The 16,194-nt window shown below is 39.4% G+C and carries 14 protein-coding genes; 12 read left to right on the forward strand and 2 right to left on the reverse strand.

Annotated elements, in window-relative coordinates:
• Window positions 1–3: 3 nt before the first annotated feature.
• Window positions 4–921 (reverse strand): hydroxymethylbilane synthase, encoded by a 918-nt coding sequence (hemC, locus tag G3I01_RS05330; RefSeq protein ID WP_219551787.1) that lies wholly within the window; start codon window positions 919–921, stop codon window positions 4–6.
• On the reverse strand, window positions 918–2,174 hold the full coding sequence (gene hemA / locus G3I01_RS05335) for a glutamyl-tRNA reductase (protein WP_219551789.1): 1,257 nt from the start codon (window positions 2,172–2,174) through the stop codon (window positions 918–920). The genes hemC and hemA overlap by 4 nt, the downstream gene beginning before the upstream one ends.
• A gap of 202 nt (window positions 2,175–2,376) precedes the next feature.
• On the opposite strand from hemA, the gene G3I01_RS05340 reads away from it, so the two are divergent.
• From G3I01_RS05340 to G3I01_RS05395, 12 genes are all read left to right on the forward strand, one after another.
• Window positions 2,377–3,267, forward strand: coding sequence for an AraC family transcriptional regulator (locus G3I01_RS05340; RefSeq protein ID WP_219551791.1), 891 nt, complete (start codon window positions 2,377–2,379; stop codon window positions 3,265–3,267).
• A 6-nt stretch (window positions 3,268–3,273) separates the two neighbouring features.
• A complete protein-coding gene (locus G3I01_RS05345) occupies window positions 3,274–3,984 on the forward strand; it encodes a ThuA domain-containing protein (protein WP_219551794.1) in 711 nt (236 codons plus the stop codon).
• 86 nt (window positions 3,985–4,070) lie between these two features.
• Window positions 4,071–5,105 carry a ferrochelatase gene (gene hemH / locus G3I01_RS05350; protein WP_219551796.1) on the forward strand — a complete coding sequence of 345 codons (1,035 nt, stop codon included), beginning with the start codon at window positions 4,071–4,073 and terminating at the stop codon, window positions 5,103–5,105.
• A complete protein-coding gene (locus tag G3I01_RS05355) occupies window positions 5,105–6,445 on the forward strand; it encodes an MATE family efflux transporter (protein ID WP_219552773.1) in 1,341 nt (446 codons plus the stop codon). Before hemH ends, G3I01_RS05355 begins: the two co-directional genes overlap by 1 nt.
• A 58-nt stretch (window positions 6,446–6,503) precedes the next feature.
• Window positions 6,504–9,605: a glycosyl hydrolase gene (locus tag G3I01_RS05360; RefSeq protein WP_219551798.1), complete on the forward strand. Its 3,102-nt coding sequence runs from the start codon at window positions 6,504–6,506 to the stop codon at window positions 9,603–9,605.
• A complete protein-coding gene (locus G3I01_RS05365; RefSeq protein ID WP_219551800.1) occupies window positions 9,605–10,153 on the forward strand; it encodes a CopD family protein in 549 nt (182 codons plus the stop codon). The genes G3I01_RS05360 and G3I01_RS05365 overlap by 1 nt, the downstream gene beginning before the upstream one ends.
• Window positions 10,154–10,194: 41 nt before the next feature.
• Window positions 10,195–11,649 (forward strand): ATP-binding protein, encoded by a 1,455-nt coding sequence (locus G3I01_RS05370; protein ID WP_219551802.1) that lies wholly within the window; start codon window positions 10,195–10,197, stop codon window positions 11,647–11,649.
• A gap of 5 nt (window positions 11,650–11,654) precedes the next feature.
• Window positions 11,655–12,437: an enoyl-CoA hydratase-related protein gene (locus G3I01_RS05375; RefSeq protein WP_219551804.1), complete on the forward strand. Its 783-nt coding sequence runs from the start codon at window positions 11,655–11,657 to the stop codon at window positions 12,435–12,437.
• 155 nt (window positions 12,438–12,592) lie between these two features.
• On the forward strand, window positions 12,593–13,666 hold the full coding sequence (locus G3I01_RS05380) for a PA0069 family radical SAM protein (protein WP_219551806.1): 1,074 nt from the start codon (window positions 12,593–12,595) through the stop codon (window positions 13,664–13,666).
• A 60-nt stretch (window positions 13,667–13,726) separates the two neighbouring features.
• Window positions 13,727–14,614, forward strand: coding sequence for a hypothetical protein (locus tag G3I01_RS05385; RefSeq protein ID WP_219551808.1), 888 nt, complete (start codon window positions 13,727–13,729; stop codon window positions 14,612–14,614).
• On the forward strand, window positions 14,589–15,260 hold the full coding sequence (locus tag G3I01_RS05390; RefSeq protein ID WP_219551810.1) for a hypothetical protein: 672 nt from the start codon (window positions 14,589–14,591) through the stop codon (window positions 15,258–15,260). Before G3I01_RS05385 ends, G3I01_RS05390 begins: the two co-directional genes overlap by 26 nt.
• Window positions 15,261–15,354: 94 nt before the next feature.
• A complete protein-coding gene (locus G3I01_RS05395; RefSeq protein WP_219551812.1) occupies window positions 15,355–16,137 on the forward strand; it encodes a DNA-formamidopyrimidine glycosylase family protein in 783 nt (260 codons plus the stop codon).
• Window positions 16,138–16,194: the final 57 nt, after the last annotated feature.

The raw sequence follows: 16,194 nt of genomic DNA on the forward strand, positions 1-16,194 counted from the left end.
TGATCAATTATTTAAAACCGACTTTATTTCGGCCATCAATTCTTTCCCGCCATTTTTCAATATTTCAAGAGCGCAATCTTTACCTAAATTCTCAACTTCGGTAACCGGAATACTTTTCTCTACATCTATCTTATGTTTTCCGTCTAAGCTGAATAAAGCTCCGTGAAAATGAATATGATCATTTACGATCCTGGCTAAAGCTCCAATAGGGGCTGTACAACCACCTTCAAGCACTTTCAGGAACTCGCGCTCTACGTGAACACATATCTCAGACTCCTTATGGTTCAGCAACCTCAGTGCTTCACGACAATATTCGTCATCTTCCATCGCGACAATTAGCATGGCACCCTGTGCTGGTGCCGGGATCATCCAGTTAAGATCAATGAAATTCTCTGGTTTTATCTCGATCCTTTCCAGGCCTGCAGCAGCGAAGATTGCTCCATTCCAGTCATTATCGTCAAGCTTCTGCATGCGGGTATTTACATTTCCGCGAAGATCCACCACTTTATGATCTGGGTATTTATGAAGCCATTGCGCTTTTCTCCTTAAACTTCCTGTAGCAATGGTTCCTTCTTTTTCCTCTAAAAAATGAACACCTTTATGAACCAGGATATCTTTATTGCTGGCTCTTTTCATCACAGCGCCTTCTACAATTCCTTTGGGTAAAGCCGTGGGAACATCTTTCATGGAGTGCACAGCAATATCAACTTCGCCCTTGATCATAGCTACGTCAAGGGTTTTGGTGAATATTCCGGTAATTCCCATTTCGTATAAAGGCTGATCCAGATTCAGATCTCCGGTAGATTTCACAGGGACCAGTTCGGTTTTATGGCCTGTGTGTTCAAGAGCATTTTGTACGGTTTTGGCCTGCCAGAGCGCTAATTCGCTATCGCGGGTACCAATTCTTATTACTTTGCTCATTTTGTAACTTCTTCTAGGTGAAAGACTTTCTGGATAAGCTCCAGGCTTTCATCTGTGGTTTGGCTGTCTTCTTTTAAATGATTGGCGAAGTGTTTCATGATCTTTTGGATGATCCTGTTACTTACAATTTCAGCCTGCTCATCATTGAAGTCTGATATCTTTTTACGTTGAAAATCCAGTTCAGCATCCTTCATCATTTTTAGCTTTTTCTTTAAAGCCTTAATGGTTGGTGCAAATTTTCTGGTTTCCAGCCACTTGTTAAAATCATTTTCTACCTCTGCAATGATCTCTTTCGCCTGAGGAATAAATTGTCTGCGCCTTTCCAGGGTTTCATCGGTCATTTGAGAAAGATGATCGAGATGGATCAACTTTACATTTTCCAGTTCATGAACATCATCTGAAACATTCTTTGGAATAGAAAGATCCAGAATTAAAAGCTCTTTTTTCGGATAAATAAGCTCCTTGGAGATAGTAGGGTTGTGAGCTCCGGTAGCCACAATAAGAATATCGCTGTTCCTTATCTCAGCCTGCAGATCTGCATAATCTTTAACGATGAGGTTAAATTTACCGGCGATCTTTTCGGCCTTGTCCTTAGTCCGGTTTATTAAAGTAATATGGTTGTTCCTGGTATGTTTTACCAGGTTTTCACAAGTATTTCTTCCAATTTTACCGGTTCCAAAAAGAAGGATGTTCTTTTCTGAAATATTTTCAATATGCTTTAATATGTATTGAACCGAGGCAAATGAAACTGAAGTAGCTCCGCTGGAGATCTCGGTTTCATTCTTAATGCGCTTGCTGGCCTGGATAACCGCATTTACAAGTCTCTCTAAGAATGCATTTACCAGGCCTAATTTCTTAGATCTTATAAAAGCAACTTTAAGCTGACTAATAATTTCGAAATCCCCCAGGATCTGACTGTCCAAACCTGTTCCCACTTTAAAAATATGTGAGATCGCCTGTTTGTTCTTAAATACATAAGCTACTTTTTCGAATTCCTCCACGGTACCGTGAGTATGTTCGCAAAGCAGTTTTATTAGCTGAAATGGATGTTGCGCGAATCCGTAGATCTCGGTTCGGTTACAGGTAGAAGTCACTAAAATACCGTCAATACCTTCCTCTTTAGCCTGTTCAAGAAGTCTTTGCTTAGATTCCTCGGTAAGGCTAAAGTGGCCTCTTATCTCTGCATCGGCCTTCTTGTAGCTTAAACCTATGGTATAAAAGTGTTTTCCTTTAGAAATGTGATAATCTTCCATGTATCTGTTTAGGTGGACACGGCAGCAAAATTAATATAAGCTTAAATCAAAAAGTAACGCTTGAGGCACTAAATGTGTCGATAGATGATAATTATCATGAAAATAAGACTGAAAAGATGAAAATGCCCTACTTTTGTAGTAATGATAGTCGGTTTAGAGCGATTAGTTTAGATTGATTCTAAATAAATAAAAATTGGATCCTATGGAAGATCACTTAAAAAATAACGCTGTAAGTATCTCTGAAGAGATAAAGATCGAAGATGGTTTTTTCATTCTTAAGTTTCAGAATGATACTTCAGATACCAAGCTCATGTCCAGGGAAATAGATAATAGTTTTATCCAGTTCCATTTCAATGTAAAAGGTGCCAGTAAGTTTCTTTTTAATAATGGTAATTACGAATTGCCATTGGCCGAAGAGAATTCACTTTTGCTTTATAACCCTCAAAGGGACTTGCCTTTGAATGTTTCTTTAGAACCTGAATCCTGGCTTATATCACTGGTGATCTCTATCAAAAAATTTCACGCACTTTTTTCACAAGAGGCAGATTATATCACTTTTTTAAGTGCAGATAATAAGGACAAGAAATATTATAAGGATGCGGCGATTTCTCCATCTATGGCAGTGGTTTTGAACCAGTTAATGAACTTCAATCTAACGCCCAGTATTAAAAATTTATATTTCAAGGCCAAGGCTTTTGAATTATTGAGTCTATACTTTAATAAAGCTGAAAACCCAGATCTTGAGCAATGTCCTTTTTTAAGCGATGAAGAAAATATTAAAAAGATAAGAAGAGCTAAGGATATTGTAATAGCCCGTATGGCTGAACCACCTTCGTTGCAAGAACTTTCCGAAGAAATTGGATTGAGTTTGAAAAAACTGAAAGAAGGTTTTAAGCAGATCTACGGCGATTCGGTTTATAGTTTTCTGTTCGATTATAAAATGGAGTATGCCCGGAAATTACTGGAAACAGGTGAATATAATGTGAATGAAGTGGGGTTGAAAGTTGGCTATAGTACTGCCAGCCATTTTATCGCCGGGTTCAAAAAGAAATTCGGTACTACCCCGAAAAAGTATACACTTTCAGTAAATTAAATATCAATGAAATTACTTCTTACCGTTTTTATCACTTTACTATTTTCTATTAGCCTTACTGCCCAGAAGAAAGTTCTGATCTTTCATGAAACCGAGGATTACAGGCATGAGTCGATTGAGGATGGAATTCAGGCGATTCAACAAATAGGAGATGAGAACAATTTCAAAACCATTGTTAGCCGGGACAGTAATTTTTTTACCGAGAATGACCTGAATTCTCTGGATCTTATAATTTTTCTGAATACAGAGGGAGATATTTTGAATATGGAGGAACAAACTGCTTTTCAGAATTATATGGATAGTTGCGGTAATTTCTTCGGTATTCATGCTGCTGCAGATACAGAGCAGGATTGGTTCTGGTATGGTGAGCTGGTAGGAGCTTATTTTACAGGACATCCACCAATCCAGGAGGCGGTTATTAATATAAAAATGCCTCAGCATTTGACGGTGGAACATTTACCTGAACCCTGGGAAAGAAGAGATGAATGGTATAATTATGAAAATATTGGTAGTGGATTAAATATTTTAATGACCGTCGATGAAAACTCATATGAAGGAGGCGAAAATGGGGATTTTCATCCCATTGCATGGTTTCAGAATTATCGCGGTGGCGGAAAATCTGTATATACAGGTTTAGGCCATACTTCAGAATCCTATTCTGAACCAAATTTCCTGGAACATTTAAGCAAGTGTATTGAATTTGCAACCATGGATTAAAAATTATTCTATCATAGAAAACTACGATAGCAAAGAAGGACAAAGAATTATACAGAATATTATTTTTGAGTTGAAAAAGAAAAATTATGAGTAAAGGTGTACTGATGGTTAACCTGGGTTCCCCCGATAGTACCGACCCAAAAGATGTAAAGAAATACCTCGGTGAGTTCCTTATGGATGAGCGCGTGATCGATGTTCCTTACTGGGCACGCACGCTGTTGGTTAAAGGAATTATTCTGAACACACGTCCTAAAAAATCTGCAGAGGCCTACCAGAAGATCTGGTGGGAAGAAGGTTCACCTTTAATTGTGCTTTCGGAGAGACTACAATCTAAGATCGATGATCAAACCTCTATTCCAATTGCTTTGGCCATGAGGTATGGCACACCGAGTATCAAGCAGGGGCTTCAGGAATTACATGATAAAGGAGTAGATGAGGTTTTACTTTTTCCATTATATCCTCAATTCGCGATGGCCACCACCGAAACTATTCTGGTCCTTGCTGAAGAACTTAGAAAAGAGCATTTCCCTGAAATGAGCTTTACAACTGTTCCGCCTTTCTATAACCATTCAGATTATATAAGAACCCTTGGAAACAGTATTGCTGAATCCCTGAAGGATGTGGAATACGAGCACCTTCTATTTTCATATCACGGGGTACCAGAAAGACATATTAGAAAAAGTGATATTACCAATTCGCATTGTAAGATAGATGGCTCCTGCTGCCAGTCGGCTTCTACGGCTCATCAGTTCTGTTACCGCCATCAATGTTATGAGACCACCCGTCTTGTGGCTGAATATCTTGGGATGAAACCAAATACATATAGCGTTTCTTTCCAGTCCAGGCTAGGATTCGATCCGTGGTTAAAACCATATACAGATAGAACTATTGAAAGATTCGGCAAACAGGGGATGAAGAAATTGGCTATAGTTACGCCGGCATTCGTTTCAGACTGTTTGGAAACTTTAGAAGAGATCGCGATGGAAGGCGAAGAGATCTTTCATGAAGTTGGTGGAAAGGAATTTACTGTTGTTCCCTGTCTTAATGACAGAGATGAATGGGTAAAAGTTTTATCGAGATGGATCGATGAATGGGCTCACCAAAAGCCGGTCGAGGCTTAATGGCCGTTCGGAATTCTAAAGAGCTGGGTGAAAAGCCTATTGGGAAGCTGTTAATTCAGCAAGCCGTTCCCGCATCTGTCGGGATCTTGGTTATGTCCCTTAATATTCTTGTAGATACCATTTTTGTTGGAAACTGGATAGGACCTATAGCTATTGCGGCTATAAATGTGGTGCTTCCGGTTTCATTTTTTATAGCCGCATTGGGAATGGCCATTGGGATAGGTGGTTCTTCGATTATTTCACGAGCCCTTGGTGCCGATGATAATTATAAGGCGCTTAAGACCTTTGGGAACCAGATCACGCTTACTATCTTACTTTCTAGTGCGCTGGTAATACCAGGTCTCATATTCGTGGATAGTCTGATTCCCGCTTTTGGTGGAAAAGGGGAAATATTCGATCCTGCCAAAATATACTATATCATTGTTCTATGCGGAGTCCCATTTCTGGCGCTGGCTATGATGGGGAATAATGTGATAAGGGCAGAGGGAAAACCCAGGTTTGCGATGACCGCGATGATCATCCCGTCTGTTGCCAACCTGATCCTAGATTATATTCTTATTAACCAGTTGGATATGGGAATGCAGGGTGCAGCGCTTGCTACTACAGCATCTTACGTTTTCTGTCTGGGATATATCGTATGGTTCTTCTTATCTAAAAATTCAGAATTAAAGATAAGTGCGACGCACTTTAGACTGGATATCCCGATCTTAAAGGAAATGTCTTCCCTTGGTGCGGTTACCCTGGCGCGACAGGCGGTTGTGAGCATTACCTATCTTTTGATGAACAATATTCTTTTTGATCTGGGAGGTGAAGATTCGGTAACAGTATATGCGATTATTGCCAGAATGCTAATGTTTGCGTTATTTCCTGTGCTGGGAGTAACACAGGGATTTCTGCCAATTGCCGGTTTTAACTATGGGGCGCAAAAATTTGGAAGGGTTCGAAAAAGTATAAATACCGCTATTATATATTCTTCAGTAATGGGCCTTTTGATCTTTCTGGGCATTATGTTTTTCGCGCCAGATATCGTAAGGATATTTACCGATGAAGCTTCGATAATTGAACAGACCCCTTCAGCAATGCGTTGGGTTTTTGCAGCAATACCTATAGTGACCATTCAGTTGATCGGGGCGGCCTATTTTCAGGCCATTGGGAAGGCTATTCCAGCATTTCTATTAACGTTATCCAGGCAGGGATTCATCTTTATTCCTCTGGTTTTAGTATTGCCATATTTTTATGGTGAGATCGGTGTTTGGATCTCCTTTCCTATAGCAGATCTTCTTTCAACCATTATCACCGCTTATTTTCTAAACCGTGAGATCGTAAGGACCCTGAAATAAGCCTTATTGAAAATTGACTTAAATCCTTATCTTTAAAACTTATCTAACCAGCACCTCTATGAATAAAAATCTATTTCAGTTAAGCATTCTTCTATGCTTATTTTTCAACGGAATTTTTATTGAGCAGACCTCAGCTCAAAACTATGATGAAAAATTATACGATGCTCTGGAATATCGGCTGATAGGACCTTTTAGAGGGGGTAGAAGTGCCGCTGTGACCGGTGTTCCAAATAAACCAAACCTTTTCTATTTTGGAGCTACAGGAGGAGGAGTATGGAAAACAGAAAATGGTGGCAGAAGCTGGGAAAATATTTCTGACGGTTATTTTGGTGGATCTATTGGCGCGATTGAAGTTGCAAAAAGCGATCATAATGTGATCTATGTTGGAGGAGGAGAAAAGACCGTTCGCGGGAATGTATCTTCGGGATACGGAATCTGGAAATCTGAAGATGCCGGCAAAACTTGGACCAGTGGTGGATTAAAAGAAAGCAGACATCTGCCTAGAATAGTAACTCATCCCAAAGATTATAATACTGTTTACGCAGCCGTTCTGGGGAATATCTATAAGCCAACAGAAGAACGTGGAGTCTATAAATCTACCGATGGTGGTAAGAACTGGAGAAAGGTATTGTTCTCAAACTCGCAATCTGGAGCGGTCGATCTTACCATGGATCCTAATAATCCAAGGATACTTTACGCTTCTACCTGGAACGTTCAAAGAACGCCTTACAGCCTGAGTAGCGGCGGAGAAGGTTCAGCTTTATGGAAAAGTACAGATAGCGGTGAGAGTTGGAAAGAGATCTCAAAAAATAAAGGTTTTCCGCAGGATACCTTAGGAATCATTGGGGTAACTGTTTCTCCGGTTAACAGCGAACGGGTTTGGGCTATTGTAGAAAATAAAGATAAAGGCGGAGTTTATAGAAGTGATGATGGTGGAGCTACCTGGGAACTAATTAATGATGACCGCAGCCTGAGGCAAAGAGCCTGGTACTATACCAGAATTTATGCCGATACAGAAGATGAAGATATAGTGTATGTACTGAACGTAGACTACCATAAAAGTACAGATGGAGGTAAAACTTTTACCTCAGATGAGGCTCCACATGGTGACCACCACGATCTCTGGATCGCCCCTGAAAATTCTCAGCGCATGATCATGGGTGACGATGGTGGAGCACAGGTGACCTATGATGGCGGAGAAACCTGGAGCACCTATCACAATCAACCAACATCACAATTTTACCGGGTCACCACAGATAATGCTTTTCCATATCGAATTTATGCTGCACAGCAGGATAATTCAACAGTAAGAATTAGACATCGAACTGAAGGTGGAAATATCGATGAAAGCGATTGGGAATCTACCGCAGGAGGAGAAAGCGCTCATATAGCCGTAGATCCTGAAAACAGCGATATCGTCTATGGTGGAAGTTATGACGGGTTTTTAACGAGATATAATCATGAGAATGGTACCGTAAGGAGTGTGAGTGTATGGCCCGATAATCCCATGGGGCATGGAGCCGAGAATCTTAAATACAGATTTCAGTGGAATTTCCCGATCTTCTTTTCTCCTCATGACCCTGATAAACTTTATACGGCTTCAAATCACCTTCACCTGACTACCAATGAAGGAGAAAGTTGGAAAGAAATTAGTCCTGATCTCACCAGGAATGATAAGTCAAAGCAAAAGTCTTCCGGAGGTCCAATTACCCAGGATAATACTTCCGTAGAATATTACAGCACCATTTTTGCCGCCGCAGAATCCCCGGTAAAGGAGGGAGTTCTTTGGACAGGTAGTGATGACGGACTTATCCACGTTTCTAAGGATGGTGGTGAGAACTGGGAAAATGTAACTCCTAAGGGAATGCCGGAATGGATGATGATTAACAGTATTGAACCTTCTTCTTTTGATGCGGGAACTGCGTATGTTGCCGGGACACGATATAAACTTGGAGATTTTGCACCATATTTATATAAAACCACCGACTATGGGAAGTCCTGGAAAAAAATCACTGACGGAATAGAAAATGAACATTTCACAAGGGTCTTGAGAGAAGATCCAGAGCAAAAAGGACTGCTTTATGCAGGGACCGAAACCGGGATGTACATCTCTTTTGACGATGGAGCAAACTGGAAAAAGTTTCAGTTGAATCTGCCAATCGTACCTATTACAGATCTTGCCATCAAAGACAATAATCTTATAGTGGCAACACAGGGCAGAAGTCTCTGGATCATTGATGATCTAACGCTTATTCATCAGTTAAGTAAAGCAGATAATGGTTCAAATTTTCTTTTCAAGCCGAAAGATAGTTACAGGATGAGCGGAAGCTCTTCTAAATCTCTTACGGCCGGGACCAATCATCCGGCAGGAGTGATGACCTATTTTTATCTTAAGGATCCAAAGGATAAAGAAGTAAAACTTAGTTATCTGACCACCTCTAACGATACTATTCAAAGTTTTAGCACCGCAGATGACAAGAATAAACTTGAGGTCGAAGAAGGAGCGAATATGCATACCTGGAATATGCGAGGTAAAGGAGCTGAGAAACTAGAAGGTATGATCCTTTGGTGGGCAAGTACCGAAGCTCCGCAGGCAGTTCCGGGCACCTATCAGGTGGTTTTGGAAGTTGGTGATGAGGTATTAACGCAGGAATTTGAAATATTACCTGATGCAAATGCTGAAGCGGATATTGCAGGCATGCAGAAGCAATATGATTTTATTAGCGATGTGAATAAGACAGTAGATAAAGCCCATAATTCTATCAGGAAAATTAGAAATATCGAAGCTCAGCTAAAGGATTTTCAGAAACAGTATAAAGGAAACGATAAGGTGCAGCCCCTCATCGAAAAGGCTGAAACTCTTAGCGAGCAACTTTCTGAGATCGAGAATGCGCTTTATCAAACAAAGAACAGAAGTAATCAGGATCCGTTGAATTTCCCAATCAAGCTAACAAATAAACTTGCGCATTTAAACAGTCTGGTAAGTATGGATGATTTCCCACCAACAACCCAGGATGTTATGGTGAAGAATGAACTTACAGCAAAGATCAATGCTGAACTGGATAAATTTGATAGCTTGCTGGCAGATGAGATCAAAGAATTTAACAAACAGTTCAATGAAATGGATCTGAACTATGTATTTGTACAGGCTGAAGAATAATGGAGTATTATAATTACATAAAAGCACTGCACCTCATATTTGTGATCACCTGGTTTGCGGGCCTTTTCTATATCCCGAGGTTATTCATATATCAGATCGAGGCTTATCAGAAAGATGAACCTGAGCAGAGTATTCTCACAAATCAGTTAAAATTGATGACTAAAAGATTGTGGTTTATCATCACCTGGCCTTCGGCAATACTCGCCAGTTTTTTTGCCTTTACCTTGCTTATTATGATCCCGGACTGGCTTCAGCAACCATGGATGCATGTAAAATTGGGATTTGTAGTGCTATTATACGCTTACCATTTTAAATGTCACCTTATTTTCAAGGAGCTTCAGAAAGACGTGGTAAAATGGAATTCCAATAAAATGAGGATCTGGAACGAAGGTTCTACGTTAATCTTATTTTCAGTCATTTTCCTTGTTATCGTTAGAGATGCCATTAACTGGATCTATGGGGTTGTTGGTATTTTTGTCCTCGCGATCATACTCATGCTGGGAATAAAACTTTACAAAAGAATACGTGCAAAAAATCCAGATGCCTGAAATGGTGCGATAATTGTAACAATTGAGGCAAGCCGGCAACTATGAAACTGCTTAAATTATCTTTACGAACGCGGATTTTTATCTCCATGATCTTATTGGTGCTAGGAGCCTCGATCCTCATTTTTGGTGTAACGGTTTATCAGTATAAACAGGAGGCCGAAAATTATCACGAAGAAAGGCTGGAAAGGAAACAAAAAGCCATCCTGGAAAATATCAAATTCGTGCTGGCCAGTACTACCTACGTCGTGGATACAGAGAATATGGAGCAGATCTTCAGAGATAATGATAAGATCGATGAGATGGCTGAGGTTCACGAAATGCAAATCCATATTTATGATCTGGAAGGTAACCTGATCATTAAATCTGGGGAGTCCTTTTTTAAGGATACTACAGAAGTGAAAATTTCCAACTCAATTCTAAGAAAGCTGGAAAACTCTTCAGATAAAAGCTATTTAAAAAAATCTGAGGTCAACGGTCAGAAATATCAATCCTCTTACAGTTACGTTACCGACGGAAAATTTAAACCGTTAGCGATACTTTACTTGCCATATATTCAGGATGATACTTTGCTAAACCGTGACCTGAATAATTTTCTTGTACGCATGGGTGAGGTTTACCTTTTCATGCTTTTGATCGCAATTATCTTATCATTCTTCCTGTCAAAATACATCACCAAATCCTTAAAGATCGTTTCAGAAAAGATCAACCAGACCAGGCTGGATAAAAGAAATCAGAAGATCGAATTATCTAATGCCACAGAGGAGATCTATGCTCTTGTTTCAGCCTATAACAGTATGATCGATGAACTTGAAGAAAGTGCAGTAAAACTGGCTACGGGTGAGCGTGAACAGGCCTGGAGGGAAATGGCTAAGCAGGTTGCGCATGAGATCAAGAATCCGCTTACTCCAATGCGTTTAAGCGTGCAAAGCTTTCAGCGTAATTTTGATAAGAACGATCCTAATATAGAATCTAAAGTAGAGGAATACAGTAATACGCTCATCAACCAGATAGATACAATGAGTTCTATTGCTTCTGCATTTTCAAATTTTGCCAAAATGCCGGCTCAGCAGAGCGAAACTTTAAATGTGCCAAAGATCGTAAAGCTCGCGCTGGATATTTTCAACGAGAACTACATTGAGTTTAAATCAGAGAAAGAGGAGATATTAGCAAAATTTGACCGTACCCAACTGATCAGGGTGATAACCAACCTCGTTAAAAATGCTACCCAGGCTTTAAAAGATGTGGAGAATCCCCATATACTTGTCATGGTAGAAGAAGAGGAAGAGACCGTGCTGGTTTCTGTCTCAGACAATGGATCGGGAATTTCTGAAGAGAATAAAGAAAAGGTCTTTGAACCAAAATTCACCACCAAATCGAGTGGAATGGGACTTGGCCTGGCGATGGTTAAAAACATCGTGGAGACCTATAATGGAAGTATCAGCTTTGTTTCAAAACAAAATAAAGGCACTATATTTAACGTACGATTTCCAAAATAAAATATATGAGTTACAAGAACATATTAGAAGAGATAGATGACAATATCTTAACGATTACTATTAATAGACCAAAGAAACTGAATGCCCTTAACCGGGAAACCATACAGGAGCTGCATGAAGCTCTTAAGGAAGCAAAAACCGATGATGAGGTGAAAGTGGTGATCATCACCGGAAGTGGTGAAAAAGCTTTCGTAGCTGGTGCAGATATTAGTGAGTTTGCAGATTATTCTCCTAAAGAAGGAAAAAGACTTGCGGCAGATGGTCAGGAAAAACTATTCAATTACGTAGCGAATTTCCCAAAACCGGTCATTGCCGCGGTAAACGGATTCGCTCTTGGTGGCGGACTTGAACTTGCCCTGGCGGCTCATTTCAGGGTGGCCAGCGATAACGCAAAAATGGGACTTCCAGAAGTTTCTCTTGGGGTTATTCCGGGGTACGGAGGTACGCAAAGACTTCCTCAGCTTGTTGGTAAGGGCCGCGCCATGGAAATGATCATGACAGCGGGGATGATAGATGCGAACCAGGCCTTGCAATATAATCTTGTGAACCATGTGGTGGAGTTGGGCGATTTACTTGAATTCACTGAAGAAATAGCTTCTAAGATCATGAAGAACTCCATGGTGGCGATTTCTGGTGCGATCAAGGCGATCAATGCAAATTACGATGATGGAGTAAATGGTTTTGAAACCGAGATCAATGAATTTGGGCGTGCTTTTGGTACCGAAGACTTTAAAGAAGGAACTACAGCATTCTTGAATAAGAGAAAAGCAGATTTCCCGAATAAATAGAAGCAACTAAAGAGGCGATCGTTAGTTTTAAAACCTCATTCTGTCCCGACGATTCGGGAAAACTTGACGAAAAAAATATAGCGATCACCTCTTTTTTATTATTACAAAACTTGGAAATAATCCTTTAAAAAGGAAAAATTCCATATTTTTGCTTTATGTCGTCAGAGGAATATATCAAAGGAAGAGGAGCACAATTGAACGTTTCTAATAGGTTTCACGAACACAGTCATGAGACAAGGGACGATTTTCTCAACTATTGCGCTTCAGAAGGTGAGGAAGCTGAAAGCAATCGCACCACGATTATAGAAACCTTTCCCAAGACCATTGTAAACAAGGTAACCAGCCCCGATGTGGGGATGGATTTTTCCCTGAATCCTTACCAGGGATGTGAGCATGGCTGTATTTATTGTTATGCTCGTAATTCTCATGAATACTGGGGTTACAGTGCGGGAAAAGATTTCGAACAAAAGATCCTGGTGAAAAGAAATGCGGTGGAATTGCTGGAGAAAAAACTGAAAAGTAAAAGCTGGAAGGCTGTTCCTATCGTTCTTTCAGGAAATACCGATTGCTACCAGCCAATCGAGAAAAAATTGAAGATCACCAGGAATTTATTACACACCTTTTTAAAGTATCGGCATCCGGTGGGAATGATCACAAAAAACGCGCTCATTCAGAGAGATATGGATATTCTTAAAGAGCTGGCACAGGATAACCTGGTTCACGTTAATATTTCTATCACCTCGCTCCAGGAAGAAACACGCAGGATCCTGGAACCTCGACCTGCAAGTATTAAAAAACGACTGGAAACGGTTGAAAAATTATCGGCAGCGAATATCCCGGTAAGCGTGGTGATGGCGCCAATAATTCCTTCGATCAATAGCCATGAGATCATGCCGCTGGTAAAAGAGATAGCCGAAAGAGGAGCTCTTGGGGTAGGTTATACGATCGTGAGGCTTAATGGTGCCATTGGCGAGATCTTCAGTGACTGGATAAGGAAAACGATGCCAGACAGGGCAGACAGGGTGTTGAATCAAATTGAGAATATTCACGGAGGTAGTTTGAATGATAGCAGGTTTGGAACTAGGATGAAGGGTGAGGGAGAATTTGCAGATCAAGTGAAGCAACAGTTCGTGATAGCACGAAAACTATACTTGAAAGATCGTGAAAAACCAAAACTCAACTGCAAACTTCATGAGGAGTACAAGGACGGGCAGATGAAATTATTTTAGGCTCGGGCGTTATTTTATATCCAAAATTATATCTTCCCCGGTTTAAACAAATCATTTTTTATGAAGTATTATTTTTTGCTGTTTATTTTTATAAACGGTGCGGGTCTAATTTATGGTCAAAAATCTAATGACTTAGAAATTGAAACCACTTTCTCCAAGGTTTTTAAAGATGATAAGAAATTTACCGAATTAAGTTTCTCTGTTGATGACAGTAAGGGAGGATTATTCATAGGCCGGTCCTACAAAAGAGGCTGCTATATAGAACATTATGATTCCAGCTTAGATCTTTTAAGCTCCTACGATTTTGAATTGGATAATAAGCACAGTAAAATACTAGAAGCTTTTGTAGATGAAGGAAAACTCATCGTGGTGGAAGCGAATTATAATAGAGATGCAAATCAACTTCAATACTTGGCTCATCAAACCCAAATTGAAAATTTCGACTTCAAAGCAAGTAAAATGCTAGGTATAGATTTCAATAAGTTTAGGAAGCTGGCTGCAGTCGTTGCTTTTGTACCTATTAACTTTGGGGGTGTAGATGGTGATTTTTTTGGAAATATGGTAATTTCAAAAGATCGTGAACATTTTGTGATCACCCAGGATATTAAGGATAAGGATAGTGAACTTAGGCAGGTTCACGTATTTAATAAGAAAATGAAAAAGTTGTACTCCCATTTGTTTGAAAGGAATATCAAGGATAAGGATTTTGAGCTCCAGAATGTAGATATAGATAAAAATGGAACGGTTTATATGCTTGGAAAGGTTAAAACCGAAAAAGCAGAAAACAAAGATGAGGGAGGTAAATATCAGTATGAATTGTATAAAATTCATGGAGAAAAAAGAGAGAAGCTAACTTTCAGTTCCGCAGAAAAATACGTGGGTTCCTTAACTACTGTAATCAATGACGGCGAATTGTTTTGTATTGGCTTCTATTCTGAAAAAAAATGATAACCGATTTAAAGGACTGGTTCATTTTGGTATTGATAATGATAATTTATCCATTAAATCTTGGAGATATTCACCCTTTACAGATCAGTTCATTTTTGATAAATATGGAAAGGAGAAGGAGAAGGAATTACGCAATATTCGATTCAAGGAAGTTCATGTGAACGAAAAAAATGAATTGATCCTAAATGGAGAGGAGAGATATGTTACTTCTCACTTTATGAATATGCAGAACTATATAATCTATCATTACGAAGACATAATTAGTGCTAAGTTGGATAGCTCTGGCAAGCTCATCTGGGCAAGGAATATTAATAAATCCCAAGCCAGTAGAAAAATTTCACCATACCTATCCTATACATCTGTTTACAGAAATGGGAAAATCTACTTTTTTATAAACGGAAGTGAAGAGGTGAGAGAAATGACAAATGATCGTATCGAGTTCGGAATACCTTTGTTGAAAAAAATGAACCTATATGCGATTAGTCTGAATGATGCGGGGAAAATGGATTACAAGAAGATTATTGAAGATGATGAATCCGATGTGTCATTTTCTGCTGGAAATGGATTAATTCTAAATGATGGCGAATGTCTTATTTTTCAAGGGAGAAGAAAAAGGAAAAAGCAGATTACCAGGTTGGAGCTGTAAAGTAAAAAGTTAAATCTCATATGGCTATGATCTATTTTGAACTTAAATTAGTTAAATAGAAATTAGTGAATACACTTAATTAAAATGAACAATTATGCCCGAGTTACCAGAAGTAGCGTACCAGAAAATATATGTAGATTCCACCAGCCTGCATCAAAAAATCGTGAAAGTTGATCTTGGAGCAGATAAGATCTTTCAATCTCCAAAAAAGGATTTTGAAGAGGCCCTGACGGGGAATGAATTCGTTTCCAGCCATCAGATTGGTAAATACCTTTTGATGGAACTAAAGGAAAATGGCTTTCTGGTCATACACTTTGGGATGACCGGTAAGATGGACTATTTCCAGCATGATGAGATCCAGAAACATGCACAGCTAACCGTTAGCTTCGAAAATGGAGGTAAACTATCTTTTGTTTGTCCCAGGAGATTTGGGAAACTTTTTCTTACCAACAGCATTGAAGCTTTTAAGGAACAACAGAATTTAGGTCCGCATGCTACCGAGCTTAAAAAAGATGACTTTCATAAGTTATTTGAAAAGAAAAAAGGAAGTGTGAAAACCGCTTTAATGGATCAGTCTTTTATTGCCGGGCTCGGTAATTTATATGTGGATGAAATGTTGTACCAAAGTGGCATTCATCCCAAAACAAAATCGGAGAACCTGGATAAAAAAGATCTGGACACGATGTATAAAAACATGGTCGACATTTTGGAGACGGTAACAAAATGTAAAACAGAAGGTGTTCCAGTTCCTAATTCATATTTAAAAACCCACAGAACTGAAGGAGAAGACTGCCCTAATGGAAAGGGGAAAATCGAAATGATAAAGGTAGGAGGCAGAAGCACCTATTTTTGCCCAAAATGCCAGGAGATAAAATAGAAGTTGCCTTTATTTTTAATTAGGTATATTTAGCGTCCTTCAAAATCCCGGTGATTT

The organism is Gramella sp. MT6 (assembly GCF_019357415.1).
Classification (GTDB): Bacteria; Bacteroidota; Bacteroidia; order Flavobacteriales; family Flavobacteriaceae; genus Christiangramia.